The sequence below is a fragment of the Autumnicola lenta genome (genome assembly GCF_031846515.1).
GTDB classification, from domain to species: Bacteria; Bacteroidota; Bacteroidia; order Flavobacteriales; family Flavobacteriaceae; genus Autumnicola; species Autumnicola lenta.
Genome location: NZ_JAVRHO010000014.1, coordinates 21,657 through 40,642, shown reverse-complemented (window position 1 = coordinate 40,642; position 18,986 = coordinate 21,657). Strand labels below are relative to the sequence as shown.

General features: G+C 38.8%; 20 protein-coding genes. 18 read left to right on the top strand and 2 right to left on the bottom strand.

Annotated elements, in window-relative coordinates:
• The first annotated feature begins 86 nt into the window (after positions 1–86).
• The gene (gene purD, locus RM545_RS11005) at positions 87–1,361 is read left to right on the top strand and encodes a phosphoribosylamine--glycine ligase (RefSeq protein ID WP_311495330.1); all 1,275 of its coding nucleotides are present in this window, start codon (positions 87–89) and stop codon (positions 1,359–1,361) included.
• Here the strand turns inward: purD and RM545_RS11000 are convergent.
• Positions 1,353–1,583 carry a DUF6341 family protein gene (locus tag RM545_RS11000; protein WP_311495329.1) on the bottom strand — a complete coding sequence of 77 codons (231 nt, stop codon included), beginning with the start codon at positions 1,581–1,583 and terminating at the stop codon, positions 1,353–1,355. The two genes, purD and RM545_RS11000, sit on opposite strands and share 9 nt — an antisense overlap.
• 47 nt (positions 1,584–1,630) lie before the next feature.
• Between RM545_RS11000 and RM545_RS10995 the strand changes: the two genes are divergently transcribed.
• From RM545_RS10995 to RM545_RS10985, 3 genes are all read left to right on the top strand, one after another.
• Positions 1,631–2,554 carry a DUF6427 family protein gene (locus RM545_RS10995; RefSeq protein ID WP_311495328.1) on the top strand — a complete coding sequence of 308 codons (924 nt, stop codon included), beginning with the start codon at positions 1,631–1,633 and terminating at the stop codon, positions 2,552–2,554.
• Between the two features lie 135 nt (positions 2,555–2,689).
• The gene (locus RM545_RS10990) at positions 2,690–3,298 is read left to right on the top strand and encodes a DUF4254 domain-containing protein (RefSeq protein WP_311495327.1); all 609 of its coding nucleotides are present in this window, start codon (positions 2,690–2,692) and stop codon (positions 3,296–3,298) included.
• Between the two features lie 6 nt (positions 3,299–3,304).
• Positions 3,305–4,387, top strand: a complete 1,083-nt coding sequence (locus RM545_RS10985) for a glycosyltransferase family 9 protein (RefSeq protein WP_311495326.1) — start codon at positions 3,305–3,307, stop codon at positions 4,385–4,387.
• Between the two features lie 73 nt (positions 4,388–4,460).
• On the opposite strand, the gene RM545_RS10980 is transcribed toward RM545_RS10985, so the two are convergent.
• Complete coding sequence (locus RM545_RS10980) at positions 4,461–5,510, bottom strand: ferredoxin--NADP reductase (RefSeq protein WP_311495325.1); 1,050 nt, start codon at positions 5,508–5,510, stop codon at positions 4,461–4,463.
• 97 nt (positions 5,511–5,607) lie between these two features.
• Here RM545_RS10980 and RM545_RS10975 point away from each other — a divergent pair, with 97 nt between their 5' ends.
• The 14 genes from RM545_RS10975 to dut all read left to right on the top strand — a co-directional run bounded on the left by RM545_RS10975 (position 5,608) and on the right by dut (position 18,970).
• On the top strand, positions 5,608–7,089 hold the full coding sequence (locus RM545_RS10975; protein WP_311495324.1) for a DUF5687 family protein: 1,482 nt from the start codon (positions 5,608–5,610) through the stop codon (positions 7,087–7,089).
• 9 nt (positions 7,090–7,098) lie between these two features.
• The gene (locus RM545_RS10970; RefSeq protein ID WP_311495323.1) at positions 7,099–7,830 is read left to right on the top strand and encodes an ABC transporter ATP-binding protein; all 732 of its coding nucleotides are present in this window, start codon (positions 7,099–7,101) and stop codon (positions 7,828–7,830) included.
• 92 nt (positions 7,831–7,922) lie between these two features.
• Positions 7,923–10,451, top strand: a complete 2,529-nt coding sequence (gene porW / locus RM545_RS10965; RefSeq protein ID WP_311495322.1) for a type IX secretion system periplasmic lipoprotein PorW/SprE — start codon at positions 7,923–7,925, stop codon at positions 10,449–10,451.
• A complete protein-coding gene (locus RM545_RS10960; protein ID WP_311495321.1) occupies positions 10,452–10,667 on the top strand; it encodes an AtpZ/AtpI family protein in 216 nt (71 codons plus the stop codon).
• Positions 10,667–11,050, top strand: a complete 384-nt coding sequence (locus RM545_RS10955) for a hypothetical protein (RefSeq protein WP_311495320.1) — start codon at positions 10,667–10,669, stop codon at positions 11,048–11,050. Before RM545_RS10960 ends, RM545_RS10955 begins: the two co-directional genes overlap by 1 nt.
• 136 nt (positions 11,051–11,186) lie before the next feature.
• The gene (gene atpB, locus RM545_RS10950) at positions 11,187–12,275 is read left to right on the top strand and encodes a F0F1 ATP synthase subunit A (protein ID WP_311495319.1); all 1,089 of its coding nucleotides are present in this window, start codon (positions 11,187–11,189) and stop codon (positions 12,273–12,275) included.
• Positions 12,276–12,300: 25 nt separating this feature from the next.
• The gene (gene atpE, locus RM545_RS10945; protein ID WP_311483444.1) at positions 12,301–12,522 is read left to right on the top strand and encodes an ATP synthase F0 subunit C; all 222 of its coding nucleotides are present in this window, start codon (positions 12,301–12,303) and stop codon (positions 12,520–12,522) included.
• An 84-nt stretch (positions 12,523–12,606) separates the two neighbouring features.
• Positions 12,607–13,101 carry a F0F1 ATP synthase subunit B gene (locus RM545_RS10940; RefSeq protein ID WP_311495318.1) on the top strand — a complete coding sequence of 165 codons (495 nt, stop codon included), beginning with the start codon at positions 12,607–12,609 and terminating at the stop codon, positions 13,099–13,101.
• A 7-nt stretch (positions 13,102–13,108) separates the two neighbouring features.
• A complete protein-coding gene (gene atpH, locus RM545_RS10935) occupies positions 13,109–13,663 on the top strand; it encodes an ATP synthase F1 subunit delta (RefSeq protein WP_311495317.1) in 555 nt (184 codons plus the stop codon).
• Positions 13,664–13,704: 41 nt separating this feature from the next.
• Positions 13,705–15,291 (top strand): F0F1 ATP synthase subunit alpha, encoded by a 1,587-nt coding sequence (gene atpA / locus RM545_RS10930; RefSeq protein ID WP_311495316.1) that lies wholly within the window; start codon positions 13,705–13,707, stop codon positions 15,289–15,291.
• 88 nt (positions 15,292–15,379) lie between these two features.
• Positions 15,380–16,240 (top strand): ATP synthase F1 subunit gamma, encoded by an 861-nt coding sequence (atpG, locus tag RM545_RS10925; RefSeq protein ID WP_311495315.1) that lies wholly within the window; start codon positions 15,380–15,382, stop codon positions 16,238–16,240.
• A gap of 363 nt (positions 16,241–16,603) precedes the next feature.
• A complete protein-coding gene (locus tag RM545_RS10920) occupies positions 16,604–17,047 on the top strand; it encodes a hypothetical protein (protein WP_311495314.1) in 444 nt (147 codons plus the stop codon).
• 49 nt (positions 17,048–17,096) lie between these two features.
• On the top strand, positions 17,097–18,539 hold the full coding sequence (locus RM545_RS10915; protein ID WP_311495313.1) for an oligosaccharide flippase family protein: 1,443 nt from the start codon (positions 17,097–17,099) through the stop codon (positions 18,537–18,539).
• On the top strand, positions 18,536–18,970 hold the full coding sequence (gene dut, locus RM545_RS10910; protein WP_311495312.1) for a dUTP diphosphatase: 435 nt from the start codon (positions 18,536–18,538) through the stop codon (positions 18,968–18,970). Before RM545_RS10915 ends, dut begins: the two co-directional genes overlap by 4 nt.
• Positions 18,971–18,986 lie beyond the last annotated feature (16 nt).

Below are 18,986 nucleotides of genomic sequence, written 5' to 3'. Positions count from 1 at the left end.
TGCGTTAATTTCGTTTTTTGTAGAAAATAATTGGTGCTTCAATTTACAAACAATTATTTTTGGCACAACAACTAAAACAGTTCCAGATGAAAATATTAATTCTTGGCGCCGGTGGCCGCGAACATACCTTTGCACATATGATCTCTCAAAGTGAGCGATGTAGTAAACTTTTTGTTGCTCCGGGTAATGCGGGAACTTCAAAAATTGCTGAAAATGTAGATTTAAAAGTCACAGATTTTGAAGCAATTAAAAATTTCGTGCTGGAAAAAGGAATTGAAATGCTTGTGGTAGGACCCGAAGATCCCCTGGTAGAAGGAATAGCCGATTTCTTTTCTCAAAATGAGCAGCTAAAGAATATTAAATTAATTGGCCCATCCAAAAGAGGCGCCCTTCTGGAAGGAAGCAAGGAACGCGCAAAGGAATTTATGCTGATGCATAAAATCCCAACCGCAGCTTATGAAAGTTTTACCGAAGAAAGTCTGGAAGCGGGAAAATTGTTCCTGGAAACGCTTGATGCGCCTTATGTGCTGAAAGCTGACGGTCTTGCAGCGGGAAAAGGAGTGCTGATTCTTGAAGACCTCGAAGAAGCAAAAGCTGAACTTGAACGGATGTTGGCCGGTAAGAAATTTGGTGCAGCCAGTGCCAAAGTGGTAATCGAAGAATTTTTGGATGGAATCGAACTTAGCGTATTTGTTTTAACTGACGGAAAAAACTACAAAATTCTGCCAACAGCAAAAGATTACAAGCGTATTGGCGAGGGCGATACCGGCCTAAATACAGGCGGGATGGGTGCAATCTCCCCCGTACCTTTTGCAGATAAGGAATTTATGCAGAAAATCGAGGAGCGTATCGTAAAACCTACGGTTGATGGCTTAAATGAGGAAGATATAATTTATAAGGGCTTTATTTTTATCGGACTTATAAAAGTTAATAACGATCCTTACGTTATCGAATATAATGTGAGAATGGGCGATCCCGAAACTGAAGTTGTTTTACCAAGGATAAAATCAGATTTGGTTGAGGTGCTGGAGAAAACTTTTGACTCTAAACTGGATGAAGTTAATCTTGAAATAGACGATCGTGCGGCGACTACCGTGATGATGGTTTCCGGGGGATATCCCGAAGCTTACGAGAAGGGTAAGGAAATTTCAGGACTGGAAGAGGTGGAGGATTCGCTTCTTTTCCACGCCGGAACAAAAATGGAAAACGGAAAAGTGGTTACCAGCGGTGGCCGCGTTATTGCGATTACCTCACTGGATATGGATTACAAAAAGGCACTAAAAAAATCTTATCAAAATGCAGAAAAACTCCATTTTGATAAGATGTATTTTAGAAAGGACTTAGGTTTTGACCTATCCTAAGAAGGAATGTGCTTTTGGATCCCTGTTTTCTTCGTTGTTATCGTTGTAGGTTTTTAACTGCTTCATCCAGTAAAGGAAGGCGAGAAAACCAACAATAACAAAGAGAAAATTCAACGCATTAGCCAGGAACCAGGATTCAAGTTCCATTTCGCGTATGTAATCGAACGGAGCAAAAAGGACATTTACGAACAGATCCTCAATTCCTTCAAATAAATCTTTCATTGTATAACTTTGTTATATTAATTGTTACAAAAATATAAAAAACGGCAATGCTAACAAGCTTTTTTGGCAAATCAACTCCTGTAAATGTCATTGCAGTAGCGATTTTTATGACTGCTTTCTTCGTTTTCGCCAATTTTGACGCCTTATTTGTCAATTTTGAGTTGCTGCCATTTATAGAGAAACTCGCAGTTTTAGCCGTTTTTCTCTTGAGTGTAATGGTACTCAATTTTATAGCAAAGAAGAATGAGCTAACAAAGAGAAGCGCCTATAAAATTCTCCTTTTTGCTGTTTTTGCCACTTCTTTTCCAGCGCTTTTGAAGAATGATCAGGCGATAATTGCCAATTTATTTGTGCTGCTTTCTTTTCGAAGGATTATAAGCCTGAAATCCCGAAAAGTGGTCCAACAGAAGATTTTTGATGCTACCTTCTGGATTTGTATCGCTTCTTTATATTATTTCTGGTCAATTTTGTTCCTTTTGGTCGTATTTGCGGGTATTCTTTCCTACGCTTCTTACTTTAAAAACTTCCTTATACCGATAATTGCCTTTTTAGCGGTCGCTCTTATTACCGAAGCTGCACATCTTCTTATTTACGAGAGTTTGTACAGCTTTTCAGATTGGTTCCAGCCGATGAATTTTCAGTTTGAAAATTATCAGGATCTGGCGCTTTTAGTTCCGTTAAGTATTATCCTCGCATTATTAATTTGGACAATGCTTTTCTACCTTTCGGTTATTCAAAAGGCGAGCATAACACGGCGCCCGGTATTAAACCTGGTGATGTTAAGCCTTACAACTGCAATTTGCGTGGCTGTTCTTTCCCACAACAAGAACGGTAGTGAATTTATATTTTTCTTCGTGCCTCTCAGCATTATAGCTTCCAATTACTTCGGAAATAAAAAAGACAGGATCTTCAAAGAAATACTTCTGATTCTGCTAATTCTGATGCCGTTTTGCATTCCGTTTATTTTTTAAACTGAAGAAAATTATTTCCGTGGTAAATATGCGCTTCAGAAAAGTTATTTGAGCTTTGCGACTTTTAAGAACTATTGTAAATTATAATACCTTTGCATCAAGCTGAAGTTAAACCACAGGAAAAAAAGAAATACTATGTTTTCAGATAAAGCTAATCACGTTTTTCAGGAAGTTATCGAAAAGTATCACGAAAAAGATACTGTAGATCAGGATTTTGAGAATCCTTATGACCAAAAAGAGGATTTAATTGGTCACCTTCTTTACAGGAAATGCTGGATAGATACAGTGCAGTGGCATTATGAAGATATTATTCGGGATAAAAATATAGATCCTGTAGCTGCTTTGGAGTTAAAAAGAAAAATTGATGCTTCCAACCAGGATCGTACCGATACAGTCGAATATATCGACAGTTATTTCCTTGAAAATTTTAAAGAAGTGAAACCAAAGGAGGACGCAACGATAAATTCTGAAAGTCCTGCCTGGGCAATAGATCGCCTGTCTATCCTTGCGCTTAAAATCTACCATATGGGAGAAGAGGCCAACAGGGACGATGCTTCGCAGGAACACCAGATGGCTTGTAAGGCTAAACTAGATGTTTTGCTGGAACAGCGTGTAGATCTTTCTACGGCAATTAATCAGTTACTGGAAGATATCGCCAACGGGGATAAATATATGAAGGTTTACAAGCAAATGAAGATGTACAACGACGAAGAACTTAACCCTGTTCTTCGTGACAAAAAGTAATTTGTAATGAAAAATGAATCTTCTAATACTTCCTCTGCCAGTCGTCGTGCTGTGGAAAAGAAGGTTCATATTCTGGTAATTCGCTTGTCTGCCATGGGTGATGTGGCGATGACAGTGCCGGTTCTCCGCACCCTGATTAGTACTTATCCGCAGTTAAAAATCACAGTTTTGACCCGCGGATTTTTTGCTCCAATGTTTAAGGATATTCCAAATATTTCTGTTTATGAAGCAGATGTAAATGGCGTGCACAGCGGTGTTATTGGCCTGGGGCGACTGGCGAAAGAGCTGCGGGATGAGGAAATAGACATGGTTGCCGATCTTCACGATGTGTTGCGGAGTAATGTGCTAAATTCTGTTTTTTATCTCTTCGGAATCCAGGTGAAGCAAATAGATAAAGGCCGAAGTGATAAAAAAGCCCTTATCCGTGCTGAAGATAAAGTTTATAAACAGCTAAAATCCACGCATCAGCGGTATGCCGATGTCTTTGAAGAATTGGGTTATCCAATTTCACTGAAGGACTACAAGTTCAATACAAAATTTCCTCTTTCTGAAGGAATTAAAGCAATTACCGGCGATCACAATAAAAAATGGCTGGGAATTGCACCTTTTGCACAACATGCTTCCAAATCCTATCCTTCAGATCTAATGGAAAAAGTGCTGAACGAACTTCAGCAGGACGAAAATGTGAAGATTTTCCTGTTTGGTGGTGGTAAGGAAGAACTTCCGAAGCTTAAAGAGTGGGAAGAGCAATTTTCAGAAGTAACATGTATAGCAGGAAATTTCTCTTTTGAAGAGGAACTGGCTTTAATTGCCAATTTAGATGCCATGGTTTCTATGGATAGCGGCAATGGGCATTTAGCGGCAATGTATAATGTGCCGGTAATTACAATTTGGGGGTTAACGCATCCTTATGCGGGCTTTGTACCTTTTAATCAGCCTCCTGATCATTCAATCTTACCCGATTTGGACAAATTTCCCTTAATTCCCACTTCTATTTACGGAAAAAAGGTGCCTGAAGGCTATGAAAACGCAATGCGAAGCATTCCGCCGCAAGCTATTGTGGAAAAAGCACTTACTATTCTGAAGTAATTCTGAAGTTTTTATGTGCACTCAAAGTGCAGGCCGAAAATTGGCAATTTTCGGCCTACAGTAAATTTCAGCTTTAGACATCGTCATAATCCACCTTTAAAGTAGGCGTGGTAGGCTGCGCCTGGCAGGTTAAAATTAGTCCTTCTTCCAATTCATCATCAGTGAGGATCTGGTTTTTTCTCATTTCTGCTTTTCCTTCAGTAATCCTGGCAATACAGCTGCTGCAAATTCCGCCCTGGCAGGAGTAGGGGACATCAAGATCATTTTCCAGCGCTGCATCCAGCACGGTTCCCTTCATATCCATGGTAAGGGTTGTTTCTTCGTCGTCTACAAGGATCGTTAGTTCGGTCTGGCCTTCAACATCTGCTTTTACTTCTCCGGTATCTTTACTGGAGAACAATTCAAACAGGATTTTTTCTTTAGAAACGCCGTTTTCAAGCAGAATTTCGCTTACCTGGTTGATCATTTCTTCTGGTCCGCACAAGAAGAAGGTTTTAATTGGCTGATCTTTAAACCTGTTCTTCACGACAAAATTGACGGTGCTTTTTTCTATACGGCCAAAATGGGCATTTTCTTCACGTGTCCGGCTGTAAACAAATTCGATAAAAAGCCGGTCGGGATATTTAGCCTGAAGCTCCAGAAGTTCCTTGAAAAATATAGTTTCCCCGGGAGATTTATTACCGTAGGTAAGGATAAACCTGCTCTTTGGTTCTTCAAATAGAACGGTTTTGATCATAGAAAGAACGGGCGTAATCCCACTACCGGCAGCAAAGGCGGCATAATTGTTTATTTCACCTTCAGCGGGAGTTAGTACAAATTTCCCTTCGGGAGGATGTACTTCCAACGTATCTCCTGCTTTTAGCTGATTATTGGCAATAACCGAAAATTTACCTCCTTCAACCTCTTTTACAGTAACTTTAAAATCTTCGCTACCCGGAGCTGAACAAATGGAATATGCTCTTCTCAATTCTTCTTCCCCAATGGTAGTTTTGATCGTAATATACTGGCCTGCTTTAAAGTTAAACTCTTCTATTAAATCCTGCGGAATTTCAAAAGATATACTTACCGCCTGAGGCGTTTCCCGAATAATTTCTTTTATTTTTAACGGATAAAATTGACTCATCAAAAAAAATTTATTTGCAAAAATACAAAGTATACCTGTTTTTAAAGTGTAACAAACAGCTAAAATTCTGTACTAGTAATATAAAGACCTTTAAAATATGTTTAAACTGTTTTTCTCTTTGGAATGGAAGGCTTTTTTTAGGTCGGCTAGTTTTGGAAAAAGTATAGGGCTTAAAATTTTCCTTGTTTTTATGGCGCTTTACTTTGCCGGCGCATTCCTGGTGATTGGCATAGGCTTGTATCCAATGCTCCAGGAGTTTTATCCAGATCAGGACACTTTAGAAGTGGTAAACAGTTATGTACTGCTGTGGCTGGTATGCGAGCTACTTTTCAGGTTTCTTTTACAAACTTTACCGGTAATGGATATAAAGCCTTTACTTAACCTGCCAATACCAAAACGCAAGGTCGTAAATTTTGTTCTCGCGAAATCCCTTTATTCTTTTTACAACATACTTCCCTTATTTGTTATTATTCCGTTTGGTATCTTCTGTATAGTTGAAAGTGATTACGCTACTATCGAGATCCTGGCATGGATGCTGACTGCGTTCTCGCTAAGCCTGTGCATAAATTTTACAAATTTCATTATTAAGAAGCGTTTTACAGACAACCTGAAGGCACTCATTCCCTTCGTAATTATTGTGGCTGCCCTTGCGGCACTGGAATACTTCGGTGTTTTCCAAATAACAGTAATTTTTGGCGATGCTTTAGATTTTATGGTAGCACAGCCTTACCTGGCATTTGTTCCTGTTATTCTATTAATAATACTTTATAAATGGAACCAGTTAAACCTGGAAAAGAAATTCTATCTGGATGCAAGCCTTAAGGAAAAGTCTAAGGCTGCAAATACCAGCGATTTTATCTGGACGAGGAAATTTGGTAGTATCGCCCCTTTTCTTCAGCAGGATTTAAAGTTAATCTGGCGTAACAAGAGGCCAAAAACCACGGTCTATTTGTCTCTGTTCTTTGTTTTTTACGGACTGATTTTTTATACAAATGATAATCAGGAAATGTCGTCATTTCTGGTTTTAATAGGAATTTTAATAACGGGCATGTTTATGATGAATTTCGGGCAATTTATTCCGGGTTGGGATTCTGCGTATTACCCAATGATCATGGCTCAAAATATTCCGCTGAGGCAATATCTGGCGTCAAAGGCAGGTTTAATTACTTTTAGCGTTGTGGTACTGGCAATATTATCTACTCCGTATGTTTATTTTGGATGGAATATTTTATTGCTGAATATGGTATGTGCGCTTTATAATATTGGAGTGAACGTGCCGCTTTTACTTTATGCCGGTTCCTTTAATAAAAAAAGAATCGAGCTGGATAAAAGTCCGTTTATGAACTATCAGGGTACCGGCGCCGCACAATGGTTGGTAGGTCTTCCTTTAATGATCATACCTATGTTTATTTTCTGGATCATCAATAAATTTTTGAATTTTAATACAGCAGTAGGTATTTTGACTTTACTTGGGGTAATTGGTATATTTCTAAGGCCAAGACTATTGGATTTTCTTGCAGGTCTTTATAAGAAGAGAAAGTATGCTATGATCCAGGGATTTAAACAAAGCGGGGAATAAAATTAAGTTATGATAACAGCAACAAATCTTTCCAAAGTTTACGGCGGAACAAAAGTTCTGGATATTGAACATCTTGATATTCCTTCAGGACAAAATTTTGGTCTTGTAGGAAACAACGGGGCCGGAAAAACTACCTTTTTCAGCCTTCTGCTGGATTTGATTCAGCCGAGTTCTGGAAACATTTTTAATAACGATATTACGGTAAGCCAGAGTGAAGCATGGAAACCTTTTACCTCTTCTTTTATAGATGAAAGTTTCCTGATTGGTTACCTTACTCCGGAAGAATATTTTTATTTTGTTGGGGAACTAAGGAATCGAAATCGTGCAGATATTGATGCTTTTGTATCACAATTTGAAGATTTCTTCAACGGAGAAATCGTCGGAAGAAGAAAATATCTTCGGGACCTTTCCAAGGGAAATCAGAAGAAGGTTGGGATAATTGCCGCGCTTATTGGTAATCCTGAAGTAGTAATTCTGGATGAACCTTTTGCAAATCTGGATCCCACAACGCAATTCCGTTTAAAGAAAATTCTAAAGGATTTATCTGAAGTTTCAGGAACAACTGTTCTTATTTCCAGTCATGATCTTATTCATGTTACTGAAGTTTGTGAACGGATTGTGGTACTGGACAGGGGAGTTATTGTAAAAGATATAAAAACTTCAGAAGCAACACTAAAAGAATTGGAAGCTTATTTTGCAGGAGACCAGATTGAAATGGAGGAGCCAAAGGAGGGAATCTAAGTAGCTGCACTTTGTGTTTGTAAAAAGAAGCGTATTTTTGCACACTAAAGTACCTGTATTTGAGTTATTCATGGTACTAAGAAAGCGCTGATTTGAACAAATTTATCCGAATTCTTTTTCTTATAATTGTCGTGAGCATCGCCTTTAGCTGTTCCCGAAAAAGGGATACTTTCCTTAGCCGCAACTGGCACGCAGTAACTACAGAATATAATACACTTTACAACGGAAGCCTTGCGCTGCAACAGGGGCGGGAGGAATTAAACCAGAATTACGCGGATAATTATTGGGACATTTTGCCTGTTGAAAGAATGCAGATTGATCAAAATATAACACTTCCGGACAGTATAAGAAATCAGAACTTTGGCAGGGCAGAGGAGAAGGCGGTAAAGGCTATACAGCGTCACTCGATGTTAATTGAAAGTAAGGAGCGTAATCCACAGATAGATGAAGCTTATCTGTTGCTTGGTAAAGCCCGGTATTTTGATCAGCGGTTTGTTCCTGCGCTGGAAGCCTTTAATTATATACTTCACAAATATCCCGCGAGCGACAATATTAATTATGCGCAAATTTGGCGGGAAAAGACCAACATGCGCCTGGAAAATGAAAGGTTGGCGATAAAAAACTTAAAGCGGATCATCGAGAATTACAACATGGAAGAGCAGGATTTGGCAGATGCCAACGCCACGCTTGCCCAGGCCTATATTAACCTGGAGCATCAGGATAGTGCGATTGCCCCGTTACAGACCGCTGCAGAGTTCACTAAGAAAAATGAAGAAAAAGGGAGGTATTATTTTATTTTAGGACAGCTGCACAATTTTCTGAATCAACCAGACCAGGCTAATGTTGCTTTTGATGAAGTCATTGCTCTTAACAGGAGTTCCCCAAGGATTTACATGATAAACGCACATGTGCAGAAAGCGCGCAACTTCGACTATGATTCAGGGAATATTGAAGAGCTTCGGGAATTGCTGACAGAACTTGAGGAAGATCGGGAAAATCGGCCTTTCCTGGACAAAATTTATTTTCAGATTGGGGAATATTACAGTCGGCTGGATTCTACAGATCTTGCTGTAGAATATTACAACAAATCTTTGAGTTCCCCTCGTAGTGATATTTACCTAAAGTCTATCAACTACGAAATTTTGGCAAATATCAAGTTTGATAATAGTGATTATCGGGAGGCCAGTTTATATTTTGACAGTACACTCGCTACAATGTCTCCCCAACTCAGGGAATTCAGGACGATCAAGAAAAAAAGGGACAACCTGGAGGACATCATTCAGTATGAAAAAATTGCGGAAGAAAATGACAGTATTTTAAGGATATCCGCTCTTTCTGAAGAAGAGCAAATCGCCTACTTTACAACCTATACTAACGATTTAAAAGCCGCTTATACAGAGGAAGTGCTCGCCGGAAGAAACGACGTGGCTCTATCTCAAAATAATTTTGGACCTCTGGTCCCAATGGCAGCAAATGCAGGAGCACCTGTAAGTAATTTTTATTTTTACAACGAATCCCGGGTGGTTAACGGTGCGCGTGATTTTTTAAGAAATTGGGGAAGAAGGGAACTTTCAGATAACTGGCGGTGGGGAGATAATAATATTACTTCGGGTACAGCGCAGGTCCAAAATGAATTTCTGGAGATAGATATAGCAACAGATCCACGTTTTGACACCATGTCTTATGTAAGCCAAATTCCCAGTGACCAGTATACATTGGATAGCCTGACGAGGGACAGGGATTTTGCTTATTATCAGCTGGGAATTATCTACATTGAGAAATATGGAGAGTACGATCTGGCTTCGGCAAGGCTGGAGCAGCTTCTGGAAAACACACCAGAAGAACGGCTGGTACTTCCGGCAAAATATAATTTGTATAAGGCTTACCAGGCTTCTGGAAGGTTCCAGGAGATGGAAATGATTAAGCAGGACATTCTTCAGAATTATCCTGACTCCCGCTATGCTGCTTATATTGAAAATCCGCAGAGTCTTGCCGGAAATGGCAATTCTCCCGATGCTGTTTATGATGAGGTTTATATAAGATTTGAAGAGGAGCAATATGCTGAAGTTATTGCAGAAACGACTGCTTTAGCAACTCAATATACCGGGGATGAAATTGTTCCAAAGCTGGAATTATTAAAGGCTATGGCTATTGGGAGATTATATGGTTTGGCAGATTATAAAAAAGCTCTTAATCAGCTTGCGTTGACATATCCACAAACCGAAGAAGGAAAAAAAGCACAGGATATTTATAACCGGGCTATTCCGCAGCTCGAGAATCTTCAGTTTACTGAAGGAAATGCGCAAAATAGCTTTAAACTTTTATATGCTTTTGATGCCAGTGAAGAAGCAGAAATGGATAAACTGAAGGAGAAAATAGACCAGGCGCTGACAGATTTGGACTACGATCTTTCAACTTCTACAGATGTTTATGATCCTGATCTTAGCTTTGTGACGGTACACGGCCTTAAGAGCAGAAATGCTTCTTTGGGTTTTGCAGAACTGCTTCAGATAAACAAAAATTATAAAGTGGAGCGGGAATTTATCCTGATTTCTGAGGGGAATTATAGGGTTGTTCAGATAAAAAAGAATTTAGAAGATTACCTAAATCAATTTGAATAAATGAAAGACGATCAGCGAAAATACCTGCATCTTATTAATATTGCTTTCCAGATGGGAATTATTATCGCTGCAGGGGTTTTTCTTGGCATCTGGCTGGATGAAAAATTTCCGAATAAATATTCAGCTTTTACGATAGGTGTTTCGCTGCTGGGAGTTTTTATTGCTTTATACCAGGTTTATCGCGGGATTAGTGACATGAATAAAGATGAAAATTAATGAAAGGAAAAATAGTTGCATTTTTAAAGGTTTTACTTCCTTTTGCCCTTATTCTGGGGTTTATCCAATTTCTAATCATTCAATATATTGTTGAGGTAGAATTATACTACAGTATATTTTCCATTTATACTTTTCATATCCTGGTTACTTTTCTTATATATCTTGCGCTGGTTTTTGTTAATGCAAATTTTGAAGATAAAACTGGTTTTGCTTTTATGAGCTTAAGCCTTTTTAAAATGCTGGCAGCCATTATTTTTCTATTGCCAATGATGCTCGCTGAGGTTGAAGCTATTTTTGGCAGTTTAATTTCTTTTTTTATTTCTTATTTTTTCTTTTTGATTTTCGAAACGATCTATGTAGTAAAGCTTATTAATTCTAAATAATTAACTGACAATCAATAAAATCACTAAAAGGTTGATTTGGGTTAAAAAATTATATAGCGGACTTTCAGATAAAAATTAAAAGTATACCTTTGCACGGAAATTTAGAGCCCATATTTTTTTAAGTAGAACAGGTAACATGACAGCACACAAATCTTTTATGATTAAAGTGTACTTTACACTAGCTTTTGCCGTACTTCCTTTAATTTCTTTTGCGCAGGAGCACGAAACTGCCGAAGGAGCAGAAGAAACTTTTAATCCAACGGACATGATTATGCACCACATAGGGGATTCCCATGGGTGGCACTTTTTTGGAGAGGGAGAGGATGCCTTCACTATTCCGCTTCCTGTTATCCTCTATACTGATAATGGGCTTGTAACTTTTATGTCCAGTGAATTTCATCATGATACTGAAGGGCTGTATGTTGTTGAAGAAGACGGAATGCGCTTTGTGAATTATCATGAAAAAATATATCGTCTCGAAGATGGAGATCAAACCATTGAATTAGATGAGGAACATCACCCTGTTAATGCCAGTAAACCCTGGGATTTTTCCATAACTAAGAATGTGGCGGCAATGTTAATTACCGTTGTTTTAATGCTTATCTTGTTCCGTAGCCTGGCCGGCCATCACACAAAGAACAAACATGCTCCAAAAGGATTGAACAATGCGCTTGAAGCACTTGTTATTTTTGTAAGGGATGAGATAGCAAGGCCGCAAATAGGGGAGAAAAAATATATGAAGTTTATGCCCTTTTTATTGACGGTATTTTTCTTTATCTGGATTACCAACTTGTTAGGCTTATTGCCCGGAGCGGCAAACGTCACAGGAAATATTGCAGTAACGGTTTCTTTGGGTCTGTTCACCCTGGCCTTAATAATTATGAACGGGAGTAAAGATTACTGGAAGCACATATTTTGGATGCCGGGTATCCCTACTTTTGTAAAGCCCATTTTGGCGGTTGTCGAAGTAATGGGAGTTATCATTAAGCCACTTGCACTTATGATTCGTTTATTTGCGAACATTACCGCAGGACACATTATTATCCTGAGTTTAATCGGGTTGATATTTTTATTAGAAAACGCAGGGGTTGCAGGAATATCTGTTCCTTTTGCATTATTTATAACAGTACTGGAATTGCTGGTAGCATTCCTTCAAGCGTTTATTTTTACGATTCTGTCGGCCTTGTTTATCGGGATGGCGGTTGAGGAACATGAACATCATTAATTTTTAATTTTTAAATTTTTCAACTATGGAATTATTGTATGTAGGTCTTGCAGCTTTAGGTGCTGGTTTGGCAGTTGTGGGAGCAGCTATTGGAGTTGGTAGAATCGGTGGCTCTGCCATGGACGCTATCGCCCGTCAGCCGGAAGCTTCTGGTAAAATCCAGACAGCTATGATTATCGCTGCTGCACTTGTAGAAGGTGTTGCTCTTTTTGGAGTGGTTGCCGCTTTACTAGGTGTATTAAGATAATTAAATTATTAAAGTCTCTTCGTAACGGTTGGTTGCGAAGAGACTTTATTTAAAATGATGTTTTAACTATTTTCTAAATAAACTATGGATTTAATTACTCCTGAATATGGCTTGTTTTTCTGGCAAACCATTGTTTTTTTGATATTGATATTTTTAATGGCCAGGTTCGCCTGGAAACCCGTTTTAAATGGTCTTAGACAAAGAGAAGAAACTATTAATGACTCGCTGGCCTCTGCAGAGAATGCAAGAAAGGAAATGCAGAATCTTAAGGCCGATAATGAAAGACTCATGCAGGAAGCCCGGGCAGAGAGAGATGCTGTTCTGAGGGAAGCGAGGGAGCTAAAAGAAAAGATAGTGGCAGATGCTGCTGAAGAAGCTCAGGAAAAAGCTGATACTATTGTAGCCCAGGCTAAAACAAGTATAGAAATGGAAAAACGTGCAGCAATGGCTGATATAAAAAATCAGGTTGCCAGTCTTTCTATAGAAATTGCCGAAAAAGTAGTTCGTAAAGAATTGTCAAGTAAAGAAAAACAGCACCAGATGATTGATGATATGCTGGGTGATGTTACTTTAAACTAATTTTGATATGAAGGGAACAAGGGCAGCACAGCGTTATGCAAAGGCAATAATTTCTTTGGCAGGTGAAAAGAATGTCACCAAAGAGGTTAAGCAGGATATGGATTCTATAATAAAAACCATTGCCGGAAGTAACGATTTAAGAAATCTGCTAAGCAGTCCGGTCGTAAGAGATGGTATTAAAAAAAGTGCTTTAAAAGAAATTTTTAAAGATGCCAATGGAGTCACTCTGGGAGCTTTTGATATTTTAATCGAAAACGGGAGGATTAGTAACCTTGATGCTGTAGCAAAGCAATATCTTAAAATTTACCATGGCACGAGTGGTATGCAGGAGGCAATTGTTACTACTGCGGTTCCTATAAATACTAATCTGGAAGCTAAAATTCAGAATAAGATAAAGGAATTAACAGGTGCCGGTGCGCTTCTTAAAAATGTTATTGACGAGAGTGTGATTGGTGGATTTATATTAAGAGTTGGGGATTTACAATATGATGCAAGTATTGCCCGAAACCTTAATAACCTGAAAAGAGAATTTAAAGACAATACATACGTTTCAAAAATTTAGAAATTAACGCAATTAGGCGTCTTATTATATAATAAATAATTATGGCAGAAGTAAATCCTGCTGAAGTATCAGCAATATTAAAAAGACAATTATCAGGTTTTGAAGCAGAAGCCTCTTTAGACGAAGTTGGAACTGTCCTCACCGTTGGTGATGGTATCGCCAATGTTTATGGGCTCGCTAATGTACAATACGGTGAATTGGTTCAGTTTGAAGGTGGACTTGAAGGGATTGTTCTAAACTTAGAAGAAGATAATGTTGGGGTTGTACTCCTCGGGCCATACAGGCAGGTAAGAGAAGGATCTGTAGTTAAGAGAACACAACGTATTGCATCTATAAAAGTTGGTGAAGGTATTGTGGGCCGTGTTGTGGATACTTTAGGAAATCCTATAGACGGTAAAGGAGCTATAGAAGGTGAAACTTACGAAATGCCATTAGAGAGAAAAGCTCCCGGTGTAATTTATCGCGAGCCGGTTACCGAGCCTTTGCAAACAGGTATTAAATCGATCGATGCGATGGTTCCCGTAGGTAGAGGTCAGCGTGAGCTTGTAATTGGTGACCGCCAGACCGGTAAAACCACCGTGTGTATTGATACTATATTAAATCAGAAGGAATTTTACGATGCCGGTGAGCCGGTATATTGTATATATGTTGCTATTGGGCAAAAAGCTTCTACAGTTGCAGGTATTGCAAAAGTTTTGGAAGATAAAGGTGCTTTAGCTTATACTACTATTGTCGCTGCAAATGCATCAGATCCTGCTCCAATGCAGGTTTATGCTCCGTTTGCCGGTGCTGCAATAGGTGAATTCTTTAGAGATACAGGTCGTCCTGCATTAATCGTGTTTGATGATTTATCTAAGCAGGCAGTTGCTTACCGTGAAGTTTCCCTTTTACTTCGTCGTCCACCGGGACGTGAAGCATACCCAGGGGATGTTTTCTTCCTTCACTCGAGATTACTTGAACGTGCTGCGAAAATTATAGGTAATGATAAAATTGCCGGGGAAATGAATGACCTTCCGGATGTTTTAAAAGATAAAGTAAAAGGTGGTGGATCTTTAACAGCTCTTCCGCTAATTGAAACACAGGCAGGAGACGTTTCAGCATATATTCCAACTAACGTAATTTCGATTACTGATGGACAGATCTTCCTGACATCAGATTTATTTAACTCTGGTGTTCGTCCCGCAATTAACGTAGGTATTTCGGTATCACGTGTTGGTGGTAACGCGCAGATCAAGTCCATGAAGAAAGTTGCAGGTACTTTAAAACTTGACCAGGCGCAGTTCCGTGAACTGGAAGCTTTTGCTAAATTTGGTTCAGATCTTGACCCTGCTACACTAAGTGTGATTGAAAAAGGTAAGAGAAACGTGGAGATCCTTAAACAAGGACAGAACGATCCTTATCCTGTAGAAAATCAGATAGCGATCATTTTTGCAGGTTCTAAAAACCTTTTAAGAGATGTTCCTGTAGATAAGATCAGAGAGTTTGAAAAGGATTATCTTGAATATCTGGACGCCAAGCACAGAGATACTTTAGATACTTTAAAGTCTGGTAAATTAACAGATGAGGTAACAGATACATTAACTTCTGTAGCTAAAGAGCTTTCTGCGAAATACAAAAATAAAGACTAAGTAAATTCCCCTCCCATCCTCCCCGAGGGGGAGGGGTTATTTATGAACTTATTAATTTTCTCCCCTTTGGGGAGATTAAGTGGGGATTATGGCAAACTTAAAAGATTTACGTAACAGGATAACTTCGGTATCATCAACGATGCAGATTACCAGTGCCATGAAAATGGTTTCTGCTGCAAAGTTGAGTAAGGCGCAGGACGCGATAACCGCTATGCGTCCTTATTCTGAAAAGTTAACCCAACTATTGCAGGATTTAAGTGCGACCCTGGATGATGATGCTAGTAGCAAATTTGCAGAAGAACGGGAAGTGGAAAACATTTTGATTGTTGCTATTTCTTCAAACAGAGGTTTGGCAGGTGCTTTTAATACAAACATCATAAAGGCGGTAAGGAATAAAGCCAAGAGTGACTATCCTGGGAAAAACGTAGAAATATATACTATCGGAAAAAAGGCAAATGATATTTTATCCAGAAATTTTAATGTTTACAAGAACAATAATGAAATTTATGATGAGCTGACCTTCGATAATGTTGCTGAAATTGCTGAAGAATTAATGCAGTTATTCCTGGATGAGCGATACGATAAAATTAAGATCGTTTATAACCAATTCAAGAATGCCGCTACGCAAATAGTAACAGAAGAGCAGTTTCTTCCTATTGAGAAATTTGATACCGAAGAAAACAAGCAACTGGATTATATTTTTGAACCTTCGAAGATAGAAATTGTAAAAGAACTCATTCCTAAATCTCTTAAAATGCAGCTGTACAAAGCGCTGCGTGATTCTTTTGCTTCAGAACATGGGGCACGTATGACGGCAATGCACAAAGCAACTGAAAATGCGACAGAGCTTAGGGATGACCTAAAATTATCTTACAACAAAGCACGTCAGGCTTCCATTACCAACGAGATTTTAGAAATTGTCGGTGGAGCGGAGGCTCTAAGCAATTAGCGACTGAAAGGAGCAAATGCTTACAGGAGCGGAGGCTCTAAGCAATTAGCGACTGAAAGGAGCAAATGCTTACAGGAGCGGAGGCTCTAAGCAATTAGCGACTGAAAGGAGCAAATACTTACAGGAGCGGAGGCTCTAAGCAATTAGCGACTGAAAGGAGCAAATGCTTACAGGAGCGGAGGCTCTAAGTTAGCGACTGAAAGGAGCAAATACTTACAGGACCGGAGGCTCTGAGCAATTAGCGATCTTAGTCCCAATTAACAACTAAAGAAGAGCAAAACAGTTTATATAAACCCGGAGCAGATCGCTTCGGGTTTTTCTTTGGCATCTATTTTGTTTGGTTATCTTTAATGAACATCTATTATGAAACATATATACTTTATTTTCAGCAGTATTTTAATTTTTAGTTTTTTTACAAATTGTGGCGGCAATAAAGGTTTGCAGGAGCATGCACCGACAAAATTTCAGGATGCTTATACCACTATGGAAAATTCCAAACTCAATTTGCACATTCCTGTTACTGTAATTCAGGATAGCCGTATTTCTCTGGACAGCGTTTATTTCCGCGGAATGAAATCTGCACTTGTACAAAATGAGGAACTTCCAAATGAGTATGTTGCAGAATTCAATATTAAGGATTCAGAAACGGTGATGAGCGCAGATCCAAGAGAGGAATACGGTAACAAAGCTCCTCAGAAACCGCAAGAAAGTCCGTTTGATATTGAAAGTAATGAAGCGATCCTGGTGTTTAGTCAGGATAATCAAAGAAAATATTATAAAGTATCAGACATAACCGACCGGAATTAGGCGCTTAGTTTCTTATTTATTAAGATATTTGTAAAAACTAACCCACCGCTTGAGTACGTTAAAACGCTTTTTTCAGGACACTATAATTTACGGTTTTGCTACGGTTTTACCACGGCTCATGAATTTTATTCTTGTCCCGCTGCATACAGAATATCTGGGACCGGCAGGATATTCTGTTAATACCACATTCTATGTTTGGGCCACATTTTTTAATGTGATTCTTACCTATGGTATGGAAACCGCCTTTTTCCGGTTTTTTAGCCATTCCGAAGAAAAAGGGAAAGTCTTTTCGACTTCGTTTATTACGCTAAGTTGTACCACGGTCATTTTCTTTGTTCTGGTCTTTATTTTTAGGGGTTGGATTACTACATTGGTGGATTTACAGCCGGTATATTTCAATTATCTGCTGGGAATATTGGCACTGGATACTTTAGTTGTAATTCCTTTTGCTTATTTGCGTGCTACCAATCGTCCTCTAAAATTTGCCTTGGTAAAAGTGCTGAATATTTTGGTGGTGGTTCTTCTGAATTTCTATTTTTTCTGGTTTGTATCAGAATTTCCGAAATATTCGCCAGATATCGTGTTGTCGAATTATTCTGAGGTAGATAAAGTAGGATATATATTCATAGCAAATCTCGCTGCCAGTGCAGTAACATTTTTAATTTTACTTCCCTACTTCTTTAGAACCAGAGTGGACTTCAGCATGACCATTTTAAAACAAATGTGGAAATATGGCTGGCCGGTTATGGTCGCAGGTCTGGCTTTTGTAATTAATGAAAACCTGGACAAGCTGTTGCTAAAGGAAATGATCTCAGACGAAGTTATGGGAGCCTATGCAGGCTGCTATAAATTGGCTGTTTTTATGATGATCTTTATTCAGGCTTTTAGAATGGGGGCAGAACCTTTTTTCTTCAATCACTCAAAGCAGGACAATGCAAAAGAAACCTACGCCACCATCCTGGAATATTTTGTCATTGCCGGTAGCATGATCCTGGTGGTGCTGGTGGTATATATAGACTTCTTTAAACAGCTTGTTATAAGGGATGAGGAATATTGGTTCACGATCGCCATTGTTCCCGTTATCCTCCTTGCCAATTTGTTTATGGGGATTTACCATAATCTGGCGGTATGGTATAAATTAACAGATAAAACAAGAATGGGCATGTACATATCACTTTTTGGTGCTGTAGTTACTGTTCTTTTTAATGTGCTTTTAATCCCGGTTATAGGTTTTATGGCTGCAGCATGGGCAACGTTGGCGGCATATGGGAGTATGATGCTCATTTCCTTTTTTCTGGGCCGCAGGTATTATCCTGTTCCCTATAATTTAAAAAAGATAGGGATGTATTTACTTATTTCTGTAGGGCTTTGTGTAATTTCCTTTAAATTCTTCAGGGAAAATTATCTGGCAGGATCGTCTTTTGTAATTTTGTTCCTGCTCATAACTTTTTTCAATGAACGGAAAGATCTAAAACGAATATTGAATCAATGAAAATTAAAATAATAAATAAGTCCGCACATAATTTACCAAATTATGAAACCGAAGCTTCGGCAGGAATGGATCTGCGGGCCAGTATTTCAGAAAAAGTTCTTTTAAAACCTTTGGAAAGGGCTATAATTAAAACCGGACTTTTTATAGAACTTCCGGAAGGTTATGAAGCCCAGGTGCGGCCAAGAAGTGGTCTTGCTGCAAAGAAGGGAATAACCGTTCTCAATGCTCCCGGCACTATAGACGCCGATTATCGCGGAGAGATAGGTGTGATTCTTGTAAATCTTTCCAATGAAGATTTTACTGTAGAAAATGGGGAGAGAATTGCACAAATGGTGATTTCAAAACATGAACACATCTCCTGGGAAGAAGTGGATATCCTGGGAGAAACTTCCCGTGGTGTGGGAGGTTTTGGAAGTACGGGGAATAATTAAGAGACTAATAAATATT